General features: G+C 68.3%; 27 protein-coding genes and 1 tRNA gene. 7 read left to right on the top strand and 21 right to left on the bottom strand.

The genetic code is table 11. The features are described 5' to 3' along the window. The first annotated feature begins 1 nt into the window (after nucleotide 1). Nucleotides 2–75, top strand: a tRNA-Leu gene (locus tag ON41_RS26660). A 63-nt stretch (nucleotides 76–138) separates the two neighbouring features. On the opposite strand, the gene ON41_RS26655 is transcribed toward ON41_RS26660, so the two are convergent. Then, the gene (locus ON41_RS26655; RefSeq protein WP_040750567.1) at nucleotides 139–948 is read right to left on the bottom strand and encodes an SAM-dependent methyltransferase; all 810 of its coding nucleotides are present in this window, start codon (nucleotides 946–948) and stop codon (nucleotides 139–141) included. A 186-nt stretch (nucleotides 949–1,134) separates the two neighbouring features. On the opposite strand from ON41_RS26655, the gene ON41_RS26650 reads away from it, so the two are divergent. Beyond that, nucleotides 1,135–2,028: a helix-turn-helix domain-containing protein gene (locus ON41_RS26650; RefSeq protein ID WP_040750566.1), complete on the top strand. Its 894-nt coding sequence runs from the start codon at nucleotides 1,135–1,137 to the stop codon at nucleotides 2,026–2,028. Between the two features lie 50 nt (nucleotides 2,029–2,078). On the opposite strand, the gene ON41_RS26645 is transcribed toward ON41_RS26650, so the two are convergent. Further along, on the bottom strand, nucleotides 2,079–2,729 hold the full coding sequence (locus tag ON41_RS26645) for a maleylpyruvate isomerase family mycothiol-dependent enzyme (protein ID WP_040750565.1): 651 nt from the start codon (nucleotides 2,727–2,729) through the stop codon (nucleotides 2,079–2,081). A gap of 102 nt (nucleotides 2,730–2,831) precedes the next feature. Here ON41_RS26645 and ON41_RS26640 point away from each other — a divergent pair, with 102 nt between their 5' ends. Both ON41_RS26640 and ON41_RS26635 read left to right on the top strand, forming a co-directional pair. Further along, nucleotides 2,832–3,269, top strand: coding sequence for a MarR family winged helix-turn-helix transcriptional regulator (locus ON41_RS26640; protein ID WP_040750564.1), 438 nt, complete (start codon nucleotides 2,832–2,834; stop codon nucleotides 3,267–3,269). A gap of 125 nt (nucleotides 3,270–3,394) precedes the next feature. After that, nucleotides 3,395–4,357 (top strand): AraC family transcriptional regulator, encoded by a 963-nt coding sequence (locus tag ON41_RS26635; protein WP_040750563.1) that lies wholly within the window; start codon nucleotides 3,395–3,397, stop codon nucleotides 4,355–4,357. 4 nt (nucleotides 4,358–4,361) lie between these two features. On the opposite strand, the gene ON41_RS26630 is transcribed toward ON41_RS26635, so the two are convergent. From ON41_RS26630 to ON41_RS26610, 5 genes are all read right to left on the bottom strand, one after another. After that, nucleotides 4,362–5,300 (bottom strand): polysaccharide deacetylase family protein, encoded by a 939-nt coding sequence (locus ON41_RS26630; RefSeq protein WP_051162544.1) that lies wholly within the window; start codon nucleotides 5,298–5,300, stop codon nucleotides 4,362–4,364. A gap of 62 nt (nucleotides 5,301–5,362) precedes the next feature. Beyond that, nucleotides 5,363–6,796 (bottom strand): NCS1 family nucleobase:cation symporter-1, encoded by a 1,434-nt coding sequence (locus tag ON41_RS26625; RefSeq protein WP_040750562.1) that lies wholly within the window; start codon nucleotides 6,794–6,796, stop codon nucleotides 5,363–5,365. A 17-nt stretch (nucleotides 6,797–6,813) separates the two neighbouring features. After that, the gene (locus ON41_RS40635; RefSeq protein ID WP_040750560.1) at nucleotides 6,814–7,242 is read right to left on the bottom strand and encodes a GAF domain-containing protein; all 429 of its coding nucleotides are present in this window, start codon (nucleotides 7,240–7,242) and stop codon (nucleotides 6,814–6,816) included. Then, on the bottom strand, nucleotides 7,242–8,561 hold the full coding sequence (locus ON41_RS26615; protein WP_040750559.1) for an MFS transporter: 1,320 nt from the start codon (nucleotides 8,559–8,561) through the stop codon (nucleotides 7,242–7,244). The genes ON41_RS40635 and ON41_RS26615 overlap by 1 nt, the downstream gene beginning before the upstream one ends. Then, complete coding sequence (locus tag ON41_RS26610; protein ID WP_051162542.1) at nucleotides 8,558–9,478, bottom strand: polysaccharide deacetylase family protein; 921 nt, start codon at nucleotides 9,476–9,478, stop codon at nucleotides 8,558–8,560. Before ON41_RS26610 ends, ON41_RS26615 begins: the two co-directional genes overlap by 4 nt. A 162-nt stretch (nucleotides 9,479–9,640) precedes the next feature. Between ON41_RS26610 and ON41_RS26605 the strand changes: the two genes are divergently transcribed. Both ON41_RS26605 and ON41_RS26600 read left to right on the top strand, forming a co-directional pair. Beyond that, nucleotides 9,641–10,378: a GntR family transcriptional regulator gene (locus tag ON41_RS26605; RefSeq protein ID WP_083905664.1), complete on the top strand. Its 738-nt coding sequence runs from the start codon at nucleotides 9,641–9,643 to the stop codon at nucleotides 10,376–10,378. A gap of 38 nt (nucleotides 10,379–10,416) precedes the next feature. Continuing rightward, complete coding sequence (locus ON41_RS26600) at nucleotides 10,417–11,070, top strand: TetR/AcrR family transcriptional regulator (protein ID WP_169336515.1); 654 nt, start codon at nucleotides 10,417–10,419, stop codon at nucleotides 11,068–11,070. Nucleotides 11,071–11,072: 2 nt separating this feature from the next. On the opposite strand, the gene ON41_RS26595 is transcribed toward ON41_RS26600, so the two are convergent. The 13 genes from ON41_RS26595 to ON41_RS26535 all read right to left on the bottom strand — a co-directional run bounded on the left by ON41_RS26595 (nucleotide 11,073) and on the right by ON41_RS26535 (nucleotide 24,453). After that, entirely contained in the window at nucleotides 11,073–11,702 is a 630-nt protein-coding gene (locus ON41_RS26595; RefSeq protein WP_063709962.1) for a hypothetical protein, read from the bottom strand. Between the two features lie 29 nt (nucleotides 11,703–11,731). Further along, complete coding sequence (locus ON41_RS26590; RefSeq protein ID WP_040750558.1) at nucleotides 11,732–12,694, bottom strand: MlaD family protein; 963 nt, start codon at nucleotides 12,692–12,694, stop codon at nucleotides 11,732–11,734. Next, a complete protein-coding gene (locus ON41_RS26585) occupies nucleotides 12,691–13,743 on the bottom strand; it encodes an MlaD family protein (RefSeq protein WP_051162536.1) in 1,053 nt (350 codons plus the stop codon). The genes ON41_RS26590 and ON41_RS26585 overlap by 4 nt, the downstream gene beginning before the upstream one ends. Continuing rightward, nucleotides 13,740–14,855 carry an MlaD family protein gene (locus ON41_RS26580; protein ID WP_246460894.1) on the bottom strand — a complete coding sequence of 372 codons (1,116 nt, stop codon included), beginning with the start codon at nucleotides 14,853–14,855 and terminating at the stop codon, nucleotides 13,740–13,742. Before ON41_RS26580 ends, ON41_RS26585 begins: the two co-directional genes overlap by 4 nt. Continuing rightward, nucleotides 14,855–15,910: an MlaD family protein gene (locus ON41_RS26575; protein WP_051162534.1), complete on the bottom strand. Its 1,056-nt coding sequence runs from the start codon at nucleotides 15,908–15,910 to the stop codon at nucleotides 14,855–14,857. The genes ON41_RS26580 and ON41_RS26575 overlap by 1 nt, the downstream gene beginning before the upstream one ends. Then, the gene (locus ON41_RS26570; protein WP_040750556.1) at nucleotides 15,898–16,905 is read right to left on the bottom strand and encodes an MlaD family protein; all 1,008 of its coding nucleotides are present in this window, start codon (nucleotides 16,903–16,905) and stop codon (nucleotides 15,898–15,900) included. The genes ON41_RS26575 and ON41_RS26570 overlap by 13 nt, the downstream gene beginning before the upstream one ends. Then, nucleotides 16,902–17,903, bottom strand: coding sequence for an MlaD family protein (locus tag ON41_RS26565; RefSeq protein WP_040750555.1), 1,002 nt, complete (start codon nucleotides 17,901–17,903; stop codon nucleotides 16,902–16,904). Before ON41_RS26565 ends, ON41_RS26570 begins: the two co-directional genes overlap by 4 nt. A 6-nt stretch (nucleotides 17,904–17,909) precedes the next feature. Then, nucleotides 17,910–18,761: an MlaE family ABC transporter permease gene (locus tag ON41_RS26560; RefSeq protein ID WP_040750554.1), complete on the bottom strand. Its 852-nt coding sequence runs from the start codon at nucleotides 18,759–18,761 to the stop codon at nucleotides 17,910–17,912. Further along, nucleotides 18,761–19,618, bottom strand: a complete 858-nt coding sequence (locus ON41_RS26555) for an MlaE family ABC transporter permease (protein ID WP_246829610.1) — start codon at nucleotides 19,616–19,618, stop codon at nucleotides 18,761–18,763. The genes ON41_RS26560 and ON41_RS26555 overlap by 1 nt, the downstream gene beginning before the upstream one ends. Nucleotides 19,619–19,825: 207 nt before the next feature. Further along, complete coding sequence (locus tag ON41_RS42520; protein ID WP_184782127.1) at nucleotides 19,826–20,299, bottom strand: hypothetical protein; 474 nt, start codon at nucleotides 20,297–20,299, stop codon at nucleotides 19,826–19,828. 282 nt (nucleotides 20,300–20,581) lie between these two features. Next, nucleotides 20,582–22,045 carry an MDR family MFS transporter gene (locus tag ON41_RS26545; RefSeq protein WP_040750552.1) on the bottom strand — a complete coding sequence of 488 codons (1,464 nt, stop codon included), beginning with the start codon at nucleotides 22,043–22,045 and terminating at the stop codon, nucleotides 20,582–20,584. A 247-nt stretch (nucleotides 22,046–22,292) separates the two neighbouring features. After that, a complete protein-coding gene (locus tag ON41_RS26540; RefSeq protein WP_040750551.1) occupies nucleotides 22,293–23,612 on the bottom strand; it encodes an MFS transporter in 1,320 nt (439 codons plus the stop codon). A 43-nt stretch (nucleotides 23,613–23,655) separates the two neighbouring features. Then, nucleotides 23,656–24,453, bottom strand: coding sequence for an SAM-dependent methyltransferase (locus ON41_RS26535; RefSeq protein WP_040750550.1), 798 nt, complete (start codon nucleotides 24,451–24,453; stop codon nucleotides 23,656–23,658). Between the two features lie 270 nt (nucleotides 24,454–24,723). On the opposite strand from ON41_RS26535, the gene ON41_RS26530 reads away from it, so the two are divergent. Continuing rightward, nucleotides 24,724–25,620, top strand: a complete 897-nt coding sequence (locus ON41_RS26530; RefSeq protein ID WP_040750549.1) for a Sco1979 family transcriptional regulator — start codon at nucleotides 24,724–24,726, stop codon at nucleotides 25,618–25,620. 285 nt (nucleotides 25,621–25,905) lie between these two features. Here ON41_RS26530 and ON41_RS26525 read toward each other — a convergent pair whose 3' ends face one another. After that, nucleotides 25,906–26,253, bottom strand: coding sequence for a hypothetical protein (locus ON41_RS26525; protein WP_051162530.1), 348 nt, complete (start codon nucleotides 26,251–26,253; stop codon nucleotides 25,906–25,908). Nucleotides 26,254–26,279 lie beyond the last annotated feature (26 nt).

Raw genomic sequence — 26,279 nt, 5'->3', positions numbered from 1 at the left:
CGCCCCCGTAGCCCAATTGGCAGAGGCAGCGGACTTAAAATCCGTCCAGTGTCGGTTCGATCCCGACCGGGGGCACGTACAGCATCGGTGCCCACCCCGATGCCACGTGAGCTGGTGTTTTTCCCGGATTTCCGGCCGTTACGGTTTGCGGCCGACCGCACCGTACATCGCGATGTCGACGTCGGCGATGGTGCCGATGTCGACGGGGTCGGGGCGCCACTTGTGCATCTGGACCAGGCCCGGCTCCTCGAGTTCGAGGCCGTCGAAGAAGCGCTGCGCTTGCGCTTTCGTGCGCCACCTCAGCGTTTCCCCGTGCGAGTGGTAGAGGTCGCGGACCGCGGCGAGGGGTTCGGGATCGAAGTCGTCGGTGGCGATCGTGGCGGCGAAGTAGCTTCCCGACGGGATGATGTCGATCACGTGCTGGGCGACGCGCAGCGCTTCGTCGTCGTCCTCGATGAAATGCAGCATCGCGATGAGCAGCAGCCCGACGGGTTCGTTCAGGTCGAGGGTCTCGCGCAGTTGCGGGGCGGCGAGGATGGCCTCCGGCTCGCGCATATCGCCGTTGATGTAGGTGGTCCGGCCCTGCGGAGTGCCGACCATGAGCGCGTGGGCGTGGTTGAGCACGATCGGGTCGTTGTCGACGTAGACGATTCGCGCGTCGGGCGCCACGGACTGCACCACTTCGTGCAGATTCGGTTTGGTGGGGATGCCGGTACCGATATCGAGGAACTGGCGGATGCCGCGCTCGGCGGCGAGGAATCGGCCGACCCGGTGCATGAACGCCCGGTTGGCGCGCATATGCGTCCGCAGCGCGGGCCACGCGCGCAGAGACTCGTCGCCGGCGGCGCGATCGGGCTCGTAGTGGTCCTTACCGCCGAGGATGTAGTCGTAGATCCGAGCGCCGTGCGCCCGGTCGAGACCCAGATCCACCGCTTCTTCGTTACTCACGAACTACCTTCTTTCGGCCCGGTCGGAACCCGCTGCAGCACATACCGATTCAGTCACGCTCACTATAGGGGTGAAACATGACCGGCTGCTCGGGCTCGGTCGGCCCTCGATACCGGGCGGCGTGGGACCGGCTGTGGCAAACTCATTGCAATGACTGCCCATTCCATTCGGAAGGGCCAGTGATCGATGAGCACTGCGCCCGTCTCCGCTCACTACGGAAGTGAGCCGGAAGCCGACCCCGCGGTCCTGCGGCGGGTGCTCGGCGCACGACTGCGGAACCTTCGCCGGGCGGCCCACATCACCGGCGACGTCGCGGCGCACGCGATACGAACCTCGCGGTCGAGGCTCAGCCGTCTGGAAACAGGGCAGGCCGGATTTCTCATCAGCGACGTCACCGGGCTGCTGCGCCTGTACGGAATGGACGACGTCCGCACGCGGGCGGAATACCTGGATCTGGCCTACCGCGCCGGCCGAAGTAGTCGCCGGCCGTTCGACTCCGATCTGCTGCCGCGCGGGCTCGATTCCTATCTGGTCCTGGAGGATTCCGCCTCGCTCATTCGGTGTTACGCCCCGGGAATGATTCCCGGCCTGCTGCAGACGCCCGGCTACGCGCGCGAAGTCCTCGCCGTCACCTACCCCGATGATCCGGCCGAAGTCGAACGGCACCTGGCGGCATACGACATGCGCTGGAGTCTGCTGGACGAGGACGACCCGCCCAGGGTCTGGATCGTGATCGAACAGTCCGCCCTGCGGCGTCAGCTCGGCAGCCACCAGGTGTGGCGTGACCAGCTCGACCATCTGACCGAGGCCGTGGCGCGCCCCAATATCTGTGTCCAGATCATGCCCGACCACGCCGCCGGCCCGGCTATCAGCACCGTTCCGTTCACGGTGTTCAGATTCGCCGACGCCGACCTCGACGACGTGGTCCACGTCCACCACGCCACCGGCGCACAACTACTCGACACCCGTCCCGATCTCGACACCTATCACGGGATCTGGGAAAGACTCTGCGTGACCGCCATCAAGCCCGAACGCACCGGCGACATCGTCACCGCGGCCGCCGCCGGCGCCCATTTGTGAGAGCGCCCCGCTCCCTGCCGCTGTCGATGCCGTGGGAACTTTCCGTCGAATCAGCGTGAATCGGCGGTATGGCGGCGGGTCAGTTCCTCGACGCCCGGACCGGTGACCTGGTCCCGCACTGCGGTGATGCGGCCGGTGACCAGGAGCAGAAGAGCGGTGATGGGGCCGCGGATTTCGGCGCCGGCGCCGTGGGTCCAGTCGATATCGGTCGCGGAGAGGCGGATTCCCTCGAGGCGGCGGCGGTCCCACACCGGCCAGCCGATCTGGACAGCGCGCTCGGTCGCGGCGGCGGCCGCGGCGGGTGGGATGGTGAGGGTACGGCCGAGGGGGATGGCGATGTCCTGGCCGTGAACCATGGTGTCGAAGAGGATGTTGCGGTAGTTGGTCAGTTTCGGGAGACGGCGCGTGGCCGCGTTCTCGCGAATGCTCGCGGCCAGCTCGGCCACCGGCCGATCCGCGTGCCGCGTGGTGAGTTCGTGGATGAACCGGTTGTAGTCGCCGCGGGCGCGCAGTCCGGTGCGCAGCATGACTGCCACCGGCGGCGGATTCGGGGTGAGGGCGATATGCGCCGCCACGTCGCGAACGCGCCAGCCCTCGCACAGCGACGGCGTCTCCCACTGCTGCGGGGTCAGATCGTCGAGTAGATCGGCGATCGCACGCCGCTGCTGTTCGATGACCTGCCAAGAGGTTTCGCGGTCCACGGCATTCCTCGGCGACGCGGGGCGGCGATGGGCGCCGCCCGGACTATTAGTAAGATGCACTGACCAGTGTGGTCAGATTCTCTTACCAAGTCAAGGAGTGGGATGGCCGACGACGAGATGAATGTGGGTCTGCTGATGTTCATCGCCTATCGATCCATGGAGGAGCGGATCTACGCCGCGCTCGCCGAGGCCGGGTACGGCGATGTCAGCGTGGCCCAGGGCCGGTTGGCCGGCAGGCTCGCGCCGCAGGGGAGCCGCATCACCGAGCTTGCCGAGCAGGCGCAGGTCACCAAGCAGACCGCGGGTTTCCTCGTCGATCAGCTCGAGCGGGCCGGATATGTCGAGCGGACCCCGGATCCGAGCGACGGCCGCGCCCGCCTCGTCCGCCTCTCGCCCCGCGGACGCGAGATGGCCGACTACTCCAACGAGATCGCCCACGCCGTGCAGGACGAATGGGCCGCGCATCTGGGCGCGCGGCGCATGCGAAACCTGCGCGAGGCCCTCACGCACCTGCGCGACATCACCGACCCTTACGCCTGATCACGGTAAACGGCGCAATTCTGCTTAAAAAGTCAGGATGTCAAGGGCCGGATAATTCGTCGGGGTGTGATCTGTCGGCGCAGTATTATCGCCCCACCTCGGTACCGGCAGCGGAAGGATCCGGTATGCCACTCGTACTCGACACCGAGACCGTAGACGCGACCGACCGCGCGGAATTGACAGCGGCGGCGTTGGAGATGAATTCGGCTCCCATGCACCTGAAACTCGCCGGGCCGGGCACCCGGGTCTCCGCCAGGCTGGAGAACTGGGAACTCGGCGCCACCAACTTCAGCCGGCTTCGGGTGACGGGTTTCGCGACCGTGCGCAGCCCGAAACTCATCCGGGTGTCTCCCAGCCCGAAACTGCTGCTCATCTACCTGCGGCAAACCGCTATCCACTGGGCCCAGGGTGAGGTTCGGCAAGCGGTCGCACCGAATCAGCTGTTCATCGTCGATCTCAATACGCCGTACGAGGCGGAATGGTCCGGCGGCAAGATGACCGGCCTCGAGGTGCCACTCGACCAACTGGCCCTGCCCGCGGATACGATCCAGCTCGCGATGCCCCAGCTTCAGGCCAGCCCCGTCTATCAGCTGTTCGTCAGGCAGCTGGCCTACATGGACGAAGACGCGGATGCCCTCTATGCCGACCCGGCCGCATCTTTTCTCGGGGACGCGTGTGTCGAGATCGTGCGCGCCATGCTCGGTTCGGCGGCCGGGAGCGGCACCGCGGACGGTACGGCGCTGCCGGCCGATATTCTGTTCACCCAGATACGCCATTACATACGCCGGCATCTGGACGACCCGAACCTCGACGCGACCCGCATCGCGCGAGCGCACCACGTCTCGGTCCGATACCTGTACAAACTCTGTGCCCGGGCCGGGCTCCGGCTCGAACAGTGGATCATTTCCCAACGCCTGCATCGTGCCCGTGCCGACCTCGCCCGCCCCGAACTCAGGCACCACACGATAGCGGTGATCGCGTATCGGCACGGTTTCCGGGACGCCACGCACTTCACTCGCCGATTCCGCGCGGCCTACGGCATGACACCGGTCCACTGGCGCCGCATCGCACTCGACGGCAAGCCCTGACCGGTCATCCGAACTCCTGGTGGTGCTCCAGCCACCACCGTGCGATGTCGGCCCGGCGTGCGAACCACACCTCGCCGCGGGACAGGGCGTGGTCGAGGAAGTCGCGAAAGGCGCGGGCGCGACCGGGCATTCCGGCCCAGCGGCCGTGCAGGCCGATCGTCATCATCTTGGGATGGGTCGCGCCCTCCTCCCACAGATCGTCGAAACCCATTGTGAGGTACCGGGTGAAGGAGGTGGGGTCGGCGTATCCCGGGAAGGCGAAGCGCATGTCGTTGAAGGTCAGGGAGTAGGGGAGGACGAGGTGCTGCCCGGCGGCGGTATCGGTGAAGTAGGGCAGATCGTCGTTGTAGGCGTCGGAGTCGTACAGGAATCCACCCTCGGCGGCGACCAGCTCGCGGGTGTGGATCGACGGGGTACAGCGGGAGTGCCAGCCGAGAGGCCGTGTGCCGCAGATGGTCTCGATATCGGCGACGGCGCGGGCGATGTGCTCGCGTTCCTCGGACTCCGACAGCCGCCACGGCTCCTCCCAGCGCCAGCCGTGAGCCATCGGCTCGTGCCCGGCCGTCTCGAGGTACTCGCCGAGTGCGGGATTCTCGATGAGGGCGCGGCCGCAGCAGTTGAAGGTGGCGGGCAGGCCGTACTCGTCCAGGAGTCGCGCCAGTCGCCAAGTGCCCGAACGGCTTTCGTATTCGAAGGTGGACTCGACGCACAGGTCCCGGATACCGGGCCGGGTCGGATTGATGGCGACGCCGAACTCGCCCACCGCTTCCCGCCGCCCGTCGCCCGCGGCGAAGCTGTACTCCGCGCCCGCCTCGTAGTTCACCACCAGGCTGACGGCGATCCGCGCCCCGCCCGGCCACACCACCCGGGGCGGGACCGGGCCGTAGCCGACGAAGTCCCGCCGCGGTCCCGCGTTCACGTGCGCATCGCCCGAATCAGGCATGTGCCGCCCTTCTTTCCGTGCCGACTGTGCCGTCGGGCATTCGTGGCCTCGATTCCGTGCCATCAGGCATGTGCGGCTTCCGGTTCCGTGCCGACCGTGGCGCCCCGGCCCATCGCGAGGTACGCCGCGGCGGCGAGCGCCGCACCCAATGCCCACGAAAAGGGCGCGGCCGCATGCCATGCCGGAAGCAACGCGACCGGTATCGCGACCACCGCGCCGAGCGCGGCCGCCGCCATGGCGCGCGGATTCACCCCGCGCCGATACCAATACGGCCCCGCACCCTCGACATAGAGGGCCGCCACATCCACCCGCCCACGGCGGACCAGGTAGAAGTCCGTGACGATCACCCCGAACAGCGGCCCGAGCAGCGCGCCGAGACCGCCGATGAAGTAGTCGACCACCACGGGGCTGGAATACAACGCCCACGGGCACACCAGGATCGACCCGATCGCCGCGATCACCCCGCCCCGCTCGAAGGTGATGTACCGCGGCGCGATATTGGAGAAGTCGAAGGCGGGCGAGACCACGTTCGCCGCCACATTGACGCCGACGGTGGCCACCGTGAACACGAGCGTCGCGAAGACCAGCACGGGCGTGTTGTCGATGCGCTGCACGAGTTCGATCGGATCGGTGACCGCCTCGCCGAACAGCGTCGCGCTGCCGGTGGTCACCACCGCGACCGTCACGGCGAACACCAGGAAGTTCACCGGCAGGCCCCACAGATTCGCCCGCCGCATGGACCGCGGGGACGGGCTCGATCGGGTGAAATCGCTGATATTGAGCAGGAACGTGCCGAAGAACGCGACAATCAGGCCCACGATCGAGGCGAACTGGAGGACGGCCGAACCGCCGTGCACCCGCTCCGCCGAGACCTCGAACCCCGGAGCGCCGCCGGTGCGGACCAGCACCCACCCCAGCAGCAGGAACATCACCAGGTAGACCGCCGGCCCGGCCCAGTTCTGATACCGGCGCACGGCCTCCATGCCGTGCCGCACGACCAGCAACTGCACCGCCCACAGCGCGAGGAAGCAGCACCAGCCGAGGGCCGAAAGCCCCAGCAGCCCATGCTCGTTCCACGACGCGAGCCCGGGCAGCAGCCGCAGCGCCAGCGCCGAGATCGCCACCGAGCCGAGGTAGGTCTGCACGCCGTACCAGAACACTGCCAGCACGCCCCGGACCAGCGCGGGCAGGTTGGCGCCGAAGACGCCGAACCCGATCCGGGCCACGACCGGATACGGGACGCCGGTGCGCTGCCCGATCGCGCCGCTGAGATTCATCAGCAGATAGACGACGACCAGGGCGACGGCCATCGCGGCGAGTACGGCCCAGGTACTCAGCCCGCGGAAGAAGAAACCGATGGCGAAGGTGTAGGCGCCGACGTTGTGCAGCACCGACATCCACAGCGCGAAGACGCTGTATCCGCTCCATTCCCGGGTGGTCGCGGGTGCGAGATCCGGATTGTGCAGGCGGGCGCTGAGCGATGGTGGTTCGGACAAGACAACTCCTCGGAGGATCAGCCGGCGAGCGCGGCCTCGATACGGTCCCGGCAGGCGCGCACGGCGGCGATATCCGATTCGGAGAACCGGCGGGGATGGTCCTGGATGTGCACGGAGATCGTGCCGACGGTCGCGCCGCCGCGGCGGATCGGCGCGAGAATCTGTGCGTAGACGCGCAATTCGTCGATCAGCGAGTCGGGTGGCCGGATCGGATGTGTCCGGGTGTCGGTCTGGACGAGCAGATCTCCGGTCTCGACCAGATGGCGGTAGGTGGGAAAGTCGGCGGGGTTGACGGCGGTCGCGGTCCGCATCGACGGCACCCCGGGCGCGCATTCCTCGGCGACCAGAGCGGGAAATCCCGTGTCGTCCGCGAGCCGGAGGGTGACCCGGCCCGCGGCGACCTCTCGCAGCAGGCGGCGGCAGTGCGCGGCGTAGTCGACGGCCATCACGCACTCCCCTCGAGGGGGCTGCCGGGCCGCACGCGCGGCGACCCGAACATCAGCACACCGGCCACGGCGCAGGCCACGACCCCCGACCCCGCCGCGGCGGTCGCGCTCCACCCGGCGTCCTGCAATCCGCCGTACAGCAGCGGACCGAAGATCCCGCCGAGCGGCCCGACCGCGCCGACCAGGGCCGCGCCGCTGCCGCGCACTCGGGTCGGGAACACCTCGCCGAGATACGTGAACAGCGGAGCCGCCGCGCCCTGGGCACAGAACAGCGTCGCCGAATACGCCGCCACGACAGCGGCGCCGCTGTGCGCCCCGAAGATCAGATAGGCCGTGAGGCACGCGGCGGCCAGCTGCGCCGCGATCACCGTCTCGCGTCGGCCGATCCGATCGCCCAGCCGGCCGAGTGCCAGATATCCCGCGACCGCGACCAGATTGGCGACGACGACCATCCACAGGGCGCCGGTCACCGAGACGCCCTTGACGTCCCGCAGCACCGTGGTGGCCAGGACGGTCAGCTGTGAATCGGCGATCAGCTTGACGAAGAACGCCAGGCACAGGAACAGCGTCGGCCCGCGCAGCCGGCCCCGGAACAGCTCGAGATAGGTGACGCGGCCGGTGCCGGGCTGCTGCATATTCCAGGTCCGGGCGAGTTCCGCGGCCTCGGATTCGGCTCCGGCGGACCGTAATTCGCGTAACCGACGGACCTTGAGGAAATGCGGCGACTCCCGCAGCCCGGTCCGCAGCACGAGGATGACCAGCAGCGGGAACGTCGCCACCGCGAAGACGCCGCGCCATCCGATCACCGGCTCCAGCAGCGCGGCCAGACCCGCCGAGAGCATCACGCCGACCGGCCACCCCGCCTGCACCACCGCGTACATGAGCCCCTTGCGCCGGGGACCGTAGATCTCGTTGAGGTAGGCGGCGTTGACCGACTGTTCGGCCGCGCCGAAGCCGGACAGCGCGCGGGTCAGCACCAGGCTGACCGGGCCCATCGCCGCGGCGGCCAGCCCGGAGCTGACGGCGGCGCCCGAGGTGGTGATCAGCAGCGCGGGACGGCGTCCGAGCCGGTCGATCAGCGGACCCGCCGCGAGGGCGATGACCACCGAACCCGCCGAGACCGCCGTCGCCACATAGGACGCGGTGCTCGACGACCAGCCGAAATCGTCCTGGATCGTCGGCAGCAGATTGCCGAAGGTGATCTGGTCGTAGACGGCCATCGTCCAGGCCAGGAAGGCGACCGCCGAGGTGTAGACGACGCGGCGGCGGGTGAACGGCGCGAGCGCCTCGGCGTCGAGCCGAGTCGGTAGGGCGGTCACGCCGCCTCCCCGTGCTCGTACCACCACTGCGCGATATCGGCCTTGCGCGCGAACCACACCGAGCCCTTCCCCAGGCAGTGCTCCAGGAATTCGCGCAGGGCGTGGGCCCGGCCGGGTTGCCCGGCGAGCCTCGGATGCAGCCCGACCGACATCATCTGCGGCCGCCGGTCGCCCTCCTCCCACAGCATGTCGAAGGTGCGGCGGCAACTGTCCAGAAAATCCGACGGAGACGAATACGCCTGTCCCGGATGGAAAAGCGAGTCGTTGGTGACGAAGGAATACGGAATCACCAGATGACGTTTTTCGCCGACCCGCGTGAAATACGGGACGTCGTCGGCGAAAGAATCGCTGTCGTACCGGAATCCGCCCTCCTCGACGAGGAGTTCGCGGGTGCTGAGCGAGGGCGGGCACTTGCTGTACCAGCCGACCGGGCGGTGGCCGCAGGTCTTCTCGATCGAGGCCACGGCGCGGGCGATGTGCTCGCGCTCGACCTCGCGCGGCAGCCGGCTGACGTCCTCCCACCGCCAGCCGTGCGCGCAGACCTCGTGCCCGGCCTCGGCGATGTACGCGCCGACCTCGGGCGCGAGTTCGAAGGCGCGCGCACAGCCGTGGAAGGTCGCCTGGAGCTGGTAGTGATCGAGTATGCGCTGCAATCGCCACACTCCGGTCCGGCTGCCGTATTCGAAGATCGACTCGTTGCCGAGATCGCGGATCGGCGGCTGCGGATAGCCGAATTCCTGCGGCGGTTCGTTGCGGCCGTCACCCGCCCAGTAGGACGCCTCCGCACCCGATTCGTAGTTGACGATCAGGCATACCGCTAGGCGCGAATCTCGCGGCCAGCGCACCGCCGCGCCGCGCCGCCCGTGGCCGATCAGGTCGCGGTCGGGGCCCACCCGGGCGGCTGACTCCCTCATCATGAAAATGCGCTCCTCCGAAAATCTCGATGCCGATATTCTCGGAATTGGCGAATGCGGAAGTCAACGAATATCGAAGTATACTTCGCCAGGTATACGCTGTCGGAAACACGATGGAAACGTGAATGGCGCGAACAATTAGCATATTTCTGTTAGCACTGATATATGACGCTTCAGGCAGCCGTTCCCGGTCACGCGCGACTTCCGAGGATCCCGGCCGGGACGCGCGTCGCGCTGCACCGGTGCGGGCCGGGTCTCCCGCCGCTGCGCGCCCGCGTGCGTGACCTGATGCGCGACTGGGTCGTCGACGGCCGGCTGGCTCCCGGCATGCGCCTGTACGAGCAGGATATCGCTGCGGCGCTGGGGATTTCGCGGGTGCCGATCCGGGAGGCCATCCGGATGCTGGAGGCGGAGGGCTACGTCACCGTCCACAACCGGCAGGTCCGGGTGCGCGCCCTGGATCCGGCCTCGGTGGCGCACCTGTTCGACGTCTGCGAGACGCTCGAGGCGCTCGCAACCCGCCAGGCCGCGGAGGCCATCACCCCGGCGGGCGCGCGGCGGCTCCGGGATCTGCTGGAGGCCGGTCGCGCCGAACTCGACGGCGGTGGCCGCCCCGTCTCCGACGGCGTCAATATGGCCCTGCACGAGGAGATTTCGCGGCTGGCCGGTAACGACGTCCTCGACGGCCTCATCACCCCGCTGCGCGGCCGGGTGCAATGCCTGCTCCGGCACAGCGGCGACGGCCACCGCATCTTCGGCGAACACGCCGCCATCACCGAGGCGGTGGCGACCGGAGACGCCGCCCGCGCGGCCGACCTGGCCGCCGCCCACATGCGCGCCACCCGCCGGGACGTCTTGGCCCACCTCCCCGGCTCAGGTGGCCGGATGTCTTCGCGCGCATAGAATATCGGTCAATGGTCTAGGTGTGGGGAGGCGTGGGTGTGACGCAGTTGTCGGGCGTCTACGACGCGTCGCGTCCGGGGTTGCCGCGGGGGCGGAGCAGTTTGCCCGCCGAGCAGGTGCGGGCGGAGCAGCGGGGGCGGTTGTTGCGGGGGGTGATCTCGGTGGTGGCGGAGAAGGGGTACGCGGGGTCGACGGTCGCGGATATCGTTGCGTGCGCGCGGGTTTCGCGGCGGGAGTTCTATCAGCACTTCGAGCACAAGCAGGAGTGTTTCCTGGCGGCGGCGACGGCGGGGGCCGAGGTGGTGTTCGCCGCGCTGGAGCCGCCGCGGGAGGCGGTCGAACCGCTCGACCTGGTGCGGTGGCGGGTGCGGAAGTATCTCGAATTATGCGCCGCCGAACCGGAATTCACGCGCTGCCTGATCGTGGAGCTGCCGGGCATGGGGCCGCTCGGGCTGGCGCTGCGTAATGCCGGGTACGAGCGGATCGCCGATATCCTGCGGGAGTGGCACGCGCGGGCGCGGGAGATCCACCCGGACTGGCCCGCGGTGCCGGGGCCGATGTTCACCGCGGCGGTCGGGGCGATCGAGGAACTGGTGCTCGGGCCGATCAGCGCGGGCTTTCCCGACGAACTGGCCGCCGTGGAGCAGCCCGCGGTGGAGGTGCTGATCCGCCTGTTCGCGGTGCCGGTGTGAGGTCAGCGGGTGGGTAGCGCCCCGTCGAGCCCGCCGACGTCGGTGATCTGCCATCCGGCGTTGCTGTCGACGGTGACGTTGTAGGTGACCGTCATCTGCCCGCCTTTGGGATTCTGGGCATTGGTGGAATTGACGTTGACGAAGACGTTGACCTTGTAGACCCCGCCGGATACCGAGCCGATCGTGGCCGCGATGGGGGAGGCCGTGGAGGTCCATTGCAGCGGCAGCAGGATCTCCTCGAGTTTCGGCGCGGTGGCGTCGAACTTGTTCGCCAGCTGCGGGCTCGTGTTGGCCTTCAACTTGGCCACCCACGCGGGGACGTTCGTGTGATCGATGGTCGACGCGCCGACCGCGTAGTCGGTGGCCACCTGCTCGGCATGCCGGTCCCGGTCAGCGCTCGCACGCGCGTCGGCGAGATCGCCTCGGGCCGACCACCACCCGACACACGCCACCGCGAGCGCCACGATCAGCACGACCACTCCGGCCGTGATCCCGAGCGCGGGCAGCGATACCGAGACGGTCCGGCCCCGCGAACCACGGCGTACCCGGACCTCCTTGCTACTGACCGGCTTCTCTGTGGTCTCCTCGGAAGCCGTTGGCTCCGGCGTGGTTTCGGTCGATTCATCGGGCATGAGCGGTCCTCGGTTCTGCGGCTCAGGGGTTACTTCACGGCGATCTGAAGGTGGATGGCCCCGTCGCCGGGGCCGGTGGAGGCCAGGGCGGCGGAGATGAGGCCGCCGATGTCTATGCGGGGGAGCATCGAGACCACGGCGTCGACGAGGGGCTGGAGGATGGGGGCCAGCGGCGCGAGTTGCGGGCCGACCTCGTCCACCCACGCGCCGAGCCGATCCACGAACGGCACCAGGCCCGTACCCTCCTGGTACATCCGGGGCGCGTCGCCGGTGCGGAACAGGCGTCCGATCGATTCGGCGATATCGTCCACGCGCCGGCCGAATTCGACGAGCGGCGGCCGGGCGACGGTCATCGCGGGACCGGCCGCCGCCATATCCGGCGCGATGCGTTGCAGATCGTCGAATATCTCGCCGACCGCGGGGGACCGGTCGGCGAGGGCAGCGGCGAGCAGTCCGGTGGAGCGCGACAGTTCGGGAACGACCGCCTCGGTCCCGGTGAGCGCGGTGGTGAAGGTGCCGACGAGGGCGTTGGCGGCGGCCGGGTCGATCCGGCTCAGCACCTGGGTGACCAGCCGGGCCAGCTCCGGAATCGACAGCGGCGGTCGCACGAGTGAGGTGTCGACCTCCTCCCCGTCCCGCAGCTCCCGCGAATTCGGCGATCGCGGCGCGAATTCCACATAGGGCTCGCCGAGCCACGACAGATTCTCGATGGTGACCGCACTGTCGGCCGGAACGCGGTAGGCGGAACGGATATCCATCCGGACTCGCACGCCGGATGCCATCGAATCGACGGCCGCGATCTCACCCACCTCGATGCCGGACAGCAGAACGGGTGATCCCGTTGCCAACCCACCCGAGTCCGACACGCGCAGAGTGATTGTCGTGTACTCGGCGAACGGATCCGCGCCCACGACGCCGAAGGCGAGATACGCCGACCCGAGCACGGACACGGCGGCGATCGCACCGAGGGACAGCACCGACCGCGCCTTCATCGCACCACTCCGATCATCCGCATGACCCGCACGATCTGCTCGACCTGATCGTCGGCGGGCACCGGCGGCCCCTGTGCCGGAACGACATTCACCCGGCGCACAGTCACCTTCGGCCCGTGCTCGACCCACGGGATGAGCTTGTCGCGGATCACCGCCACGAGGGCATTGAGGTTCGACGGCGCCTGGAGATCCAGGGGCCGGTTGGTGAATATCAGCGGGAAGATCGCCCCCAGCGCACTGTCGGCGGACTGGGTGACGGGCGCGAGCCAGGTGAGCGCGTGCGCGACCGGAGCCATCCCGCCGAGCACGCCGATCACGTTCACGATGGCGGCCACGGCGGCCGACACCTGGTCGACGGCGGAATCGGTGAGCAGTTCGGCCAGGGTGTCCCGCTGGCGGTTCATCACCTCCGAATCCTTGGTGAGGCCGTTCAGCAGTTGGTCGGCCTGGTCGAGATGGACGGAGAGATCGGCGACGTCCTCGCCGAGCACCTGGAAGATGTGGGCGGTCCGCGCGGGATCCTCGGGGAGTACGCCGTTGAGTTCGGTGACCAGATCCTGCAACTGGTCGACCGCGCCGCCCTGGACGAAGGTCGCGATACCGGCGAGGGTGTCCTCGATGCGCACCGAGGGGCGGGTCTGCCCGACCGGAATGGTGTCGCCGTCGCGCAGCAGTCGCGCGAAACCGTCCGGCGGCGTGGTCAGCGCGATGTGGATATCGCCGAGCAGGGTGTTCTGCCGGAGCGCGGCCGTGGTCGCGGCGGGCAGTTCGACGTCCCTGCCGATCTCGGCATCGACGACGACGTGATCGGCCCCGTTGTCCCGCTGTGCCAGAGCGATATTCGTCGCCACGCCGATCTGCGCGCCGTTGGCCACCACCTTGGCGCGGGCGGGCAGATTCAGCACGTCGGAGAACTCGATGCGGATGTGATAGGTCGGGCCGGAGACGCCCGCGCCGGGCAGCGGCAGCGATGACGGGTCGAATGCGCATGCCCCGCAGAACAATACGGAGAGGACAAGGGCCGGGAGTGCGGTGCGTGCGCGGATCATCGGGCGCCCGCCGTGGCCAGGATCATCCGTACCAGGTCGACATTCGCCGTATCGCCGGTCGCCGAACATCGGCCGGGCGCGACGGAATTCACTGCGGCGCAGATCTTGTCGCCCTCGGGCGTGGGGAGGGCGACGCGTGGCGGCGCGAAGGTGAGGCCGGGTGCGCCGGTGCGCGGATCGACGATCGCGGTGAACGCGCCGGTGATCACCGGGACCATATCGATGATCTGGCGCAGCGTCGCGATGTGCGCGCCGAGGAACCGGATCAGCGGGACCGAGGCGTCCAGCAGCAGGAAGATCGGATCGCCGAACATCGTGGTGATGTCGTTGAGCATGGGCAGCACCCGGCGGAAGTCGTCGATGATGGTGGTGGTCTCGCTGAACAGCTCGTCGTTCACCTGATGCAGGATCGATTCCAGCCCCCGCACCATCGAATCGATGGTGCCCCAGTGGGTGGAGACGCTGTCCGACAGCGCCGCGAGACTGTCGATGATGGCCGACAGCCGCCCGATCGCGGCGTCGGGATGGTCCAGGGCGGAACCGATCTTCCCGATGAGGGCATTGAGCTGCGGACCGGTACCCGCCGTGGCCGAATTCAACTGCGTGACAAGCCGTCCTATCGCGTCGTCCTGCCGTGGCTCGGTGCCGAGCAGCTGTTTCGACAGGCCCGCGACGGCGTGCAGGGTCTCGGTCAGGCTCTTGGGCGTGAGAGTTCTGGTGATGCACTGCCGGGGATCCCAGCGATCGAGCACGGTGCCGCTGTTCAGCACGGCGAGGTCGCGATCGGTGGTGACATTGCGCGACAGGGTCGTCGCGGAGGCGTCGGTGAGCACCGGATGGTCGGCGTCCACGGCGAAGTCGACGCGGACCTTGTCACCGGCGGGGTGGATGCCGGTGACGGTGCCGACGGGGACGCCGCGCATGGTGACGTGGTTGCCGGCATACAGTCCGACGCTGTCGGGCATCAGCGCGCAATAGGACTCGGTCCGGCGCAGCGGATCGGCCACCGTGATGTACCCGAGCACGGCGACCGCGACCAAGGCGAGCGCCCCGGCCACGGACATGGTCACGCGGGAACCGAGCGCGGTGTGCAGCATCGTTCGCAGCGGCATCAGCACGCCTTTCCGGGAACCGGGATGCAGATCCCGCCGACGATCGCCGCGGCGTCCACCGGTCCGGGAGCCGTGACGGTGGCGGCGGGATCGCCCACCTGGACGCGACCGTCGGGGAGAACGAGCCGCGTCAGCTTCTCGCCGATCCCGTGCACGGAATCGACCAGGGGAGTGAGCTTTTCGCCGATATCCTCCAGCCGGTCGACGGCATCGGCCAGCTGCTGGGCCATCGGCTTCAGCGTCGTCTCCCAGGACGGCTGCAATGCCGCCACCCGGCCGAATACCGATCGCAGGAGCCGGGTGGCCTCGCGCACCTCCGCCCGCTTGTCGCCCAGCATGGTCTCCAGCAGGTCGATCTTCTCGATCATCCGGCGCAGCTGACCCTTGCCCAGGTCGACGACGCCGAGGTACTCCTGCGCCAGGGAGATGGCCTTCGACACCTCGACGCGCTGCTGATTCAGCACGTCCACGAGATGATCGGCGCCGCTGATCATCTGGCGGATGCCCTCGGGCGCCTGGACGAGCGAATCGGCGAGGACCGACAGGTTGTCGCGCAGCGTGCCGCCGTCGATGCCGCGGACCGGGGCGGCGGCGTCCTGGAAGGTCTCCATGAGGCTGTAGGGGAGCCGGATGCGGTCGGGCGGAATCGCCGTGCCGCCCAGCGGTTTCGCACCGGCCGGAAACAGCGCCACGTAGTGGCCGCCGACCAGGGTGAGCATGCGCACGTCCAGCGTGGTCTCGTCGCCCAGGAAGATCCCGGAGTCGACCGTGAACCGCATGACCACCTTGTCGGGGTGCAGTTCGAGATCGCGCACCGTGCCCACCGAGATGCCCGCCAGCCGCACGTCGTCACCGGCCTTCACGGTCTCGGCCTCGGCGAGTTCGGCGGTGTAGGTGCGGTGGCCGAACGGGATCACGTAGACCGCGGCCGTGATCAGCAGTGCCAGTACCACCAGCACCGCGCCGAGTGCGCCCAGGCCGAATTCCCTGCGCCGCGCGCTGATCTCGTCGCGCCCGGAGAACATCTCGCGTACCCGCCCGCTCATGCGTTGCATATCGACACCCGCTGTCCGGCGACGAGGATCCGCAGCGGCTGCGGCACGGGCGCGTCGCCCTTGCCGCAGACCGGTGACGATCCCGGAATGCGCTGGGGGATGGCGGCATCGAGCGCGGCGAGCGCGGCCGGCAGCCTGCCGAGCACGTCGACGACCAGCTGCGGATCGGGAATCAGCAGGCGCAGGATGGCCTCGATATCCGGATTCTCGTTCTCGGTGAAGCCGAGGGTCGACAGCAGGCTGTCGGCCGGCCGCAGCACCGGCGGCGCGGTGAGCGAGAAGTCGATCAGGCCGACCACATTGCGTTGCAGCGAATCGAAGATGTCGGCGGCATTGCCCAGCAGCGTGATCAGCGGCGCGGAGGACCCGCCGATCTTGTCGTTGATCTGGGACATGTTGTGCACCAGCGTCGTGATGACCCGCTGCCGGTCGACCGTGTACTCCGACAGTTCACCCATGGCGTCCAGCGCCGGGCCGATACCGCTGCCGTTGCCCTCGATGACGGCGAGCATGCTCTCGGTGAACCGGTTGAGCTTCTCCGGTGACAACGTCGCCAGCACCGGTTTGAGCCCGTTGAACAGGCTGGTCACATCGAAGGAGGGCACGGTGTGGTCGACGCCGACGGTCGCCCCGGCGCGGAGCCGGGGGCCGTGATCGGGGGCGTACTGCACGTCGATGTACCGCTGGCCCACCAGATTCTGGTAGCGGACGGCGAGTTTGCTGGTGTCGAACAGGGGCGTGGAGGTGGTGAGACCGAAGCGCACCGACGCCTGATTGCCTTGCAGGACAATGGATTCCACCTGTCCTACCGCGACTCCGCGCAGGCGTACGTCGTCGCCGGTGCGCAGGCCGTTGACGTCGGAGAAGAGCGCCGTATAGGTGTCGGTGTCGCCGTCGACGGGTTGCCGGATGGCCGTGACGATCGCGGCCAGCAGCACGGCGATCGCCGCGGCGAACAGGGCGAACCGCCAGGCGGCCCCGCGTACGGTCCTCATCGTCCGCCTCCCTCGGTGAGGTCGTGCAGGTCCAGGTCGGTCTGCAGCACGGGCCCGTCCGGGGTGTCGGGCAGCGCGTGCCCCATGCGCTCGATGAGTTCGCGCAGTTCCGCGCCCGACCGCCGGGAATCCGGCACGGTCCCCGCCACCATGTCCAGGACAGGTATCGCCAGACCGGTGTAGCCGGCGAAGCCGTTCTCGGCGTACCGCAGCGTCTGCGCGACGCCGGGCAGCAACTGGTCGACCACCATCGAGATGCCGCCGTTGATGCGGTCGCGGTCGGTGTGCAGCGTCTGGATCCGGTAGACGCGATCGATCAGGTCCACCAGGGAATCGAGGAAGTCGCCGCCGCCGTCGAGGGTCGTGCCGAACCGGCCCAGGACCAGCGATATCGGCACCCGCTGCACCTCGGTGACGGTGCGGGCCAGGGTGACGACGGATTCCAGGAACGGCGTGAAGGCCCGGGTGTCGGCGGCCAGGGTGGCCAGCAGCGAGGCCATCCGCGGGGTGAGGACGGCGTCGCCGGCCTGCGAGATACCGCGCAGCAGGTTGCCCATCGTCGCGTCGTACACCGCGCCGGGGGCGGTCAGCTGGAGCACCGTCCCCGGCCGCAGCGGCGGCCCGCCCGGACCGCGCCGCAGCTCGATCTCGCTGATACCGAACAGGTTTCCGGTCGAATAGTCCACCCGGAGACTGGAGTCCAGGCCGGGCAGTCGCGCGGAGGCCAGCCGAACCGCGATGTTCTGGGTGCCGCGGTCGGCGGGCGAGATGTCCGTCACCCGGCCGACCTCGACACCGTCGAGCCGCACGGGCGTCCCTTCGACCACGCCGTCGCCAACTGTGCTGGTGCGCAATATTATTCGTACGCCGTCGTCGCTCGTGCCGCGCGAGACGATGGTCGCGAGCGCGAGTAGGGTCACCACCGCGATCGCGGCCGCGCCCACGAGGCGGGCGTGGCGGCGATCGGCCGTGACACCGGGAATTCCGTAGTTAGGCATAGGCATTCATCCCGTGAAGGTCACCGCCGAGTCCAGGCCCCACAGCAGCAGGGACAGCACCATATCGGTGGCGATGATCGCCACGGAACTGGCGCGCACGGCCCGGCCCGACGCGATCCCCACACCCTCCGGGCCACCGGCGGCGAAGAATCCGTAGTAGGAGTGCACCAGGATGACCACGGTGGCGAACACCGCCACCTTGACCACCGCGGCGAGGACGTCGAATCCGGACACGAATTGGTAGAAGTAGTGGTCGTACACGCCCGCCGACTGGCCGTGCACCAGCGTGATCAGACCCCGGCAGGCCAGGTACGACAGGATCAGCGCGATCAGGAAGGTCGGGACCATGGCCACGGCCCCCGCGATGACGCGGGTGGTCACGACGAACGGCACCGAGCGCAGGCCCAGTCCCTCGATCGCGTCGATCTCCTCGCTGATCCGCATGGACCCGATCTCCGCGGTCATCCGGCAACCCGCCTGCCCGGCGAAGCCGATCGCCGCGGCGATCGGCGCCAGTTCGCGGGTGATGGCGTAGGCCGACACGATGCCGGTCACCGGGCCCATCCCCAGCACGTCCAGGGTGGCGAAGGATTCGATGGCGACCGAGGCGCCCATCACCAGCCCGAGCACGATCATCATCGGCACGGTGCCGCCGCCGACGATCACCGAGCCGCTGCCCCAGGTCATATTCGAGATGGCGCGCATCGTCTCGCCGCGATACCGCTTGAGCGTCAGCGGAATCGCGGACAGCACCTGCCACGTGAACGTCAGTGCGAAGCCGACCGATTCGATGCGGGCCAGCCAAGCGCGGCGGACCAGCCAGCCGAAACCCTTGGGCGCGTAGGTCGATGCGGTCATCACGCCAGCCTCGTCGGCAGGAAGAGCGCGGTGATCTGCGTGATCACGAGATTGACCAGCACGATCGCCATCACCGACAGCACGACCGCGGCGTTCACGGCGTCGGCCACGCCGCGCGGGCCGCCCTTCGCCTCCAGGCCGCGCTGGCAGGCGACGATCACCACGAGGAAGCCGAAGAGTATCGACTTCACCAGCGACACCCAGACATCCGCGAGTGTGGTGAACGATCCGAACGTCGCCCAGTAACTGCCGGGCGTGACGTTCTGGCCGCCGACGGCCACCGCGTACCCGGCGATCACGCCCACGAAGATGATCAGGATATTCAGCAGCGGCGCCACCACCAGCATGGCCACCATGCGCGGGATCACCAGGCGGTGAACGGGACTGATGCCCATGGTGTTCAGCGCGTCGATCTCTTCGCGAATCGTGCGCGCCCCGAGATCCGCGGCGATCGCCGCGGCGCCCGCCCCGCCGAGCAGGAATCCGGTGGCCAGTGGGGCCCCTTGTTTGATCACGCCCAGACCGCCGGTCGCACCCAGCAGCGAATCCGCGCCGAGACTGCGGATGAGGTTGCCGACCTGCACCGACACGATCACGCCGAACGGAATCGCCATCAGGATCGCGGGAATCGCCGTGACGGTCACCAGCCACCAGCCCTGCAGGACGGTGTCACGCCATTGCAGGCGACCCCGGACGATATCGGTGATCGTGCCGAGCACCGCCTCCCCGGCCATGCGCACCGCACGCCCGAAGGTCCGCACCGCCGATACCAGGGTGCCGGAGAAGTTGTCCCGCACCACCCGCACGGCCGAGATCCGGCGCGCGGGTGTGCCGGAGTTCGAAACAGTAACCGTCACAATGCTTTCCGAATTCATCCGGTGGTTCCGGAGGCGGCTGGGGCCGCTCCTTCGGATTCATTGGTACGGATGCTTTCCACTGAATGAGCGTCGAATCCGCCAACGCTGGGGCAAACCCCAACGGCGGCCGAAGGATCGGCCGCGAAGTCACAAGGGTCGTGTACGGCGGAGACGTCGCCGGACTAGGCGGTGTTCAACGTCAGTGGGTCAGCGGTACTGCTGCGGGGGATATGCCGGCTGCTGCGGATGACCGTATTGCTGCTGCGGATGACCGTATTGCTGCTGCGGATGACCGTATTGCTGGGGTGGATGGCCGTACTGCTGTTGAGGGTGGCCGTACTGCTGGGGTGGAAATCCTTGGGGAGGAGCCGGATAACCCTGCGGCTGCTGAGGCGGAACGTGCTGCTGTGGGTACTGCTGTTGTTGCGCGGCCGGATTTCCGCTCTGGTTCTTCTGCTGCGCCCGCTTGACGACGACGAAGACGATGATGCACACCACGACCAGGCCGGCGATGCCCGCGATCCACCACCAGCCGACGGGATCATCGGAATCGGTGCCGCCGCTGTGGCCGCCATGACGTCTGGCCTCGTACGAGTCCAGTGCGACCGACAACGCGGTGCTGTGCATCCGGGCGCGTGCGCTGAGCAGACTTGCATCGGCCAATAGGTCGATATACGACAAAACAATCCCCTCGATCTTCGAGCTCGGCTTTTCTCCCCAACGGCTCCACACGGTACGGGTCCCAGCGGGAACAGCAACTTCCCGACTGTGGGGGCCCGCAGGCTGGTGATCGGCGCGGGGGATCCCGGCCAAAAGCGTGCCGGGAACGGGGTTGGGACAAGTGCCGGGGAACGGGGTGGGGACAAGTGCCGGGAACGGGTGGGGACATGTGCCGGGAAGGGGGCAGGGACAGACGAAAGCGCACCCCGGAATCCGGGGTGCGCCTTCGGTGTCGGGTGGCGATCAGCCGTGGGCGAGAGCGGGCTCGCGGGGCTCGGACTCGTCCGATTCCGCGGGGGCGCTGGAGCGGTTCGGCAGCAGGACCGCCATGACGATCACGATCACCGCCAGGGCTGCGGAGACCGCGAAGGCGAGTTTCATGCCGTCCAGGTGGGCGGTGATCGGGTCGGTGCCGCTCGCCACCAGGGACGTGCTGCGGGCGGTCATCACCGTGACCACCAAGGCGGTGCCCAGGGCCGCGGCGACCTGCTGCAGCGTGCCCAGCATCGAGCTGCCGTGCGAGTACAGGTGCGCCGGGAGCGCGCCCAGTCCCAGGGTGAACACCGGCGTGAAGGCCGCGGCCAGCGACACCATCAGCAGGATGTGCAGGGCCAGCAGCGCCCAGTACGGCATGGTCAGCGAGACCTGGGTGAATCCGGCCAGCGCCGCGGTCACGCCGATCGAACCGGGGATCACCAGCAGCCGTCCGCCGAACCGGTCGTACAGGCGTCCGATGGTCGGGCCCAGCAGGCCCATCGCCAGGCCGCCCGGCATGACCAGCAGGCCGGTCGCCAGCGGGCTCAGGTGCCGCAGATTCTGCAGGTACAGCGGCAGCAGGATCATCGAGCCGAGCATCGCCAGGAACGCGACGGCCATGAGGGTGAGCGCCTTGGCGTAGGTGGCCGACAGCAGGACCCGCATATCCAGCAGCGGCGTGCCGGTGCGCTGCAGCCGCAGCTGGCGCAGGACGAACAGCCCGATGATCACCACACCGGCGGCGACGATGAGCGCGGGGGCCGTGACATTGTGGGTCTCGAAGCGGCTCAGCCCGTACACCAGACCGCCGAATCCGAGCGCCGCCAGCGCCACGCTGGACCAGTCGATCGCCCCGGTCTCCGGCTCGCCGACATTCTCCAGCTTGCGCAGGCCGAACCAGGTCACCGCGCCCGCGATCGGGAGCACCAGCACGAACAGCCAGCGCCACGAGCCGATCTGCAGTACCAGACCGGAGATGACCGGACCCATCGCCGGAGCCACCGAGATGGCCAGGGTGACGTTGCCCATGACCCGGCCGCGATCCTGTTCGGGCACGACGGTCATCAGCGTGGTCATCAGCAGCGGCATCATCACCGCGGTGCCGCCGGCCTGGACGACCCGCCCGGCCAGCAGTACGGCGAACGACGGCGCGACCGCCGACAACGCGGTACCGGCCAGGAAGACGCCCATCGCGATCGCGTAGGCGCGGCGCGTGGTGACCCGCTGCAGGAACCAGCCGGTGACCGGGATGACGGCCGCCATGGTCAGCATGAACGCCGTCGACACCCACTGCGCCGACCGCTCGGTGACCTCGAGATCGTTCATCAGCCGCGGAATCGCGTTGATCATGATGGTCTCGTTCAGGATCACCGTGAAGGTCGCGAGCACCAGAAGTCTGATGACTGTCGGTGTCCGCCGCCCCGTGGGGCGATCGGTTGTTACGGCGGACATCGGGTACCTCCGGATATATCGTGAACTCGGGATGACGTGTGGCCCGGGGGATGTCACCGACTTCCGTTCCGGCGCCACACGAGATCAGACGGGCTTGGACCGCTCAACTCATCGGCCGCGCGTCAGTATTCCGGCGTCCGGCCGCCGGGGCATCCCATTTTCCCTGGTCGCGGGCGACACGGCGGAATCGAAAGGACCTGCTCAGCAGCCCTTTCCGTAAATCGGACAAAGGGGATGGTGAGCCTGGTCACGCCCGCGTCGCGCGCACGGGCAGCAGTGCGGCCAGGCCGACGCCCAGCACCAGCAGCAGGCCCACGATGCCCGCGCGGTCGGCGTCGAAGATCCAGGCGAACAGCCCGAACAGCGACGGGGCCAGGAACGACACCGCCCGCCCGGTCGTCGTATAGAGGCCGAAGAGCTGACCCTCGCGGCCCGGCGGTGCGACGCGGGTCAGGAAGCTGCGCGCGGCCGCCTGCGCGGGCCCCACGAAGATGGTCAGCAGCAGGCCGAATACCCAGAACATCGCGGGACCGGAGACGAACAGCAGGACGACGCCGCAGATCATCATCGCGACGAGCGAGGCGACGATGACCGCCTTGGGCCCGACGGTGTCGTCGAACCGCCCGGCGACGATCGCACCCAGCGCCGCAACGACATTCGCGGCGATCCCGAACAGCAGCACATCGTCGTCGGCGATGCCGTACACGCGCACGGCCAGGACCGCGCCGAAGGTGAACACACCGGCCAGCCCGTCCCGGAAGATCGCGCTGGCCAGCAGGAATCCGACCGTCCGCCGATCGGCCGACCACAGCTCGCGCAGATCGCGCCACAGCACCTGATAGGAGGCGAGGAATCCGGCCCGCGCGGCGCCGGGGTCGGCGTTCGTGCGCGGCAGCTCCGGCACCGCCAGCAGGACCGGGACGGCGAAGGCCGCGAACCAGACCGCCGCGAGCACCGCGACCAGCCGGATGTTGAGCCCGTTGTCGGTGGGCACGCCGAGCAGCCCGCGAGTGTCGCCCTCGCCCGCGATGAATCCGAAATAGCAGATCAGCAGCAGGAAGATGCCGCCGAAATAGCCCATCGCCCAACCGAATCCGGAAACCCGGCCGACGGTCGCCGGGGTGGACACCTGCCGCAGCATCGCGTTGTACGGCACGCCGGCCAGCTCGAAGGCCGCCGAACCGAGCCCGAGCAGCAGCAGGCCCAGCCACAGGTCGCGGTAGTCGTCGTGCACGAAGAACATCGCGGCCATCACGACGATCGTGCATCCGGTCAGCAGGCCGAGCGACTGTTTGCGGCGCGCGGTGGCGTCGAACCACTGCCCGCTGACCGGCGCGGTCAGCGCGACCACGAGACCGGACAGGCCCAGCGCCCACCCCAGCCACGCGCTCGCGGAGATCCCGCCGGGCAGATCGTCGCCGACCGTATCGGTCAGGTACACCGAGAACACGAACGTGAGGATCACCGCGTTGAACGCCGACGATCCCCAGTCCCACAGTCCCCACGCCACCACCCGGCCGCGCCCGGCGGCCTGTCCGACGGTGTCCCGTCCCGACACTTCGGTCATGCAGCGCAGCGTATTCGACCGCGGCCGGGGAGACGGGGTGATCTCAGGGCTTGCGGGCCACCCCGCCGTAGGCGGCGATATCGCGCATACCGACCAGTTCCAGTTCGGACCGGCGCCAGTGGGTGACCTTTCCGAAGCCGGGGTCCAGGAGTTCGAAGCCGTCGAAGACCGCGCGCAGCTCGTCCTGGGTGCGCGTGTGATACGGCACGCCACCGGATTTGGCGTACTCCTCGCACATCGCGACGTAGGTGGGGCTGTCCACGGTGCCGTCCCAGTACACGAGGTAGCTGCCGGAGGGCACCTCGCCCATCACGGTGCGCACGATCCGCAGCACGTCGTCGTAGGTCTGGGCGTGTCCGAGCACGCCCATGAACATCACGCCGATCGGCTGGGTGAAGTTCAGGATGTTCCTGGCGTCGGCCAGGATCTGCTCGGGGTCGTGGAAATCGGACTCGATGTAGGTGGTGACGCCCTCGTGGGTGGTGCTGGTCAGCAGGGCGCGCGCGTGCGTCAGCACCAGCGGGTCGTTGTCCACGTAGACGACTCGGGAGTCGGGAGTGATGCTCTGCGCGACCTCGTGGGTGTTCTGCATGGTGGGCAGGCCGGTGCCGATGTCGAGGAACTGCCGGATGCCCTCCTCGCGCGCCAGATGGGTCACCGCGCGGATGAGGAACCGTCTGCTCTCGGTCGCCATCGTCCCGATATCCGGATCTATCTGCAGACTCGCGTCGCCGACTTCACGATCGATGTCATAGTTGTCCTTACCACCCATCCAGTAGTTCCAGATCCGGGCGGAGTGTGGGATGTCGGTACGGATCTCCGTGTTGTGCCCTGTCGGCATGATGGGTCGGCTCCTCGTAGAGGCCCGAGGTGTTGGCTCCGGAAAAACGGAGGCACGAACGGGTGATGGTGTGGTCTGCCGAAGTGACAGTACAAGATTCAACCCAGGCCGACAGGGGGATCGGGGGGACCACCCCCCGACTTCGCACGCTGCGAGGCCGAACGGACTGGTCAGGAAGCGGCGCGGGAGTATGATAGGCGTTCGACGCGGTGTAGTTCGCGGTTTTACGGCCACACCGCCGGTGACCGTCGAGCATCGGAGCAGAAACAGATGATCCCAGAACCCGTCCCGTTTCGGATCGGCAGCGTGGATTCGCTTGTCGCCGAACGCGGTCCGACGGCGCTCCGGATCGCCGTCGGCGGGCAGCTTCGCAAGCTGCGCGAGCAGTGTGGCATCACGCGCGAGGCCGCCGGCGAGCACATCCGCGGTTCGCACGCCAAGATCAGCAGGCTGGAACTGGGTCGCACCGGATTCAAGGAACGCGATATCCGCGACCTGCTGACGCTGTACAAGGTCACCGATACCGAGGAGCGCGAGTCGTTCCTGGATCTGGTCCGCAAGGCCAATCAGCCGGGCTGGTGGCACCGCTACAGCGATCTGCTGCCACAGTGGTTCGAGACCTACATCGGCCTCGAACATGCCGCGCACTCGATCAGAACCTTTGAGGCGCAACTGGTTCCGGGTCTGCTGCAGACCGAGGAGTACACCCGCGCCATCGTCGCGCTCGGCCACGAGCAGGCCGAGGAGTCCCGGCGCGTGGAGCTGCGCCGGCGCCGCCAGGAGATCCTGGACCGCGAGGGCGGCCCGACGCTGTGGGCGGTCCTCGACGAAACGGTGCTGCACCGGCCCATCGGCGGCAACAAGGTGCTGCGCGGCCAGCTCGAGCATCTGGTCGAGATGTCCGACCGCCTGAACGTGACCATCCAGGTGCTGCCGTACGCCGCCGGCGGGCACGCGGCCGCGGGCAGCTCGTTCACGATGCTGCGCTTCGCCGAAGCCGAACTTCCCGACATCGTCTATATAGAGCAGTTGACAAGCGCGCTGTATCTGGACCGCTTGACAGATCTGGAGCTCTACCGGCGCGTCATGGACCGCCTGAGCGTGCAGGCCGAGCCGCCGGAGCGCTCGCGGCAGATGATGGTAGAGGCCGCCGCGAGCCTGGCCTAGGGTCGTTGGTCCCTATTGTGACGTCCGAATCGGTGATTCGCCGTGCGCGGAGGCCGATCGATCTGAGACGGTAGAGGCATCGGAACCGACGAGTACGTAGGAGCTTTACCGATGTCGATGGTTGTCTTCCTGGCCCTCTTGCCATTCCTGGGCGCCGATAACGCGCAGTCCCTGGCCATTCAGAACCAAGGAGCGCTCGGCGGCTGGTGACCGCCGCCGTTCACCCTCGTTCCAGCCCAGTGATTCCGGCGTGCTTTCGGCCGGAATCACTGGGCGGGCACCACGTCAGGAGGGGTTGCCGTTCACACCCGTTGCGAACTTCACGACGACCTTGTCCTGCGTGACCTCCTGCACCGTGATGCTGAGGCCGTCGGAGGGCTGGGTCTGCCCGACCGGGACGTCGACCTGCTGGCCGGCCACCTTCAGCGTGACCGTATCGCCCTCCACCGCAAGCAGTTCCGCCTCCACGCCGAGGATGCTGGCCTTGGCGTTCACGCCGCGATCGAAGGTGACCGTACAACCGCTGACGGCGCACTCGGATTTGGTCCCGGCCCCCTCGGCGGTGCAGGCAGCCACCGCGAGCGGGGTGACCAGGGCAAACAGTGATATGGCGAGCAGCCGTCGAACGAACACGCGGCTCAGTGTAGGGGGGATCGGGA

It is taken from the genome of Nocardia transvalensis NBRC 15921 (assembly GCF_000308875.1).
Lineage (GTDB): Bacteria > Actinomycetota > Actinomycetes > Mycobacteriales > Mycobacteriaceae > Nocardia > Nocardia transvalensis.
The sequence above is the reverse complement of the archived record's forward strand: the minus strand, read 5'-3'. Positions and strand labels throughout refer to the sequence as shown.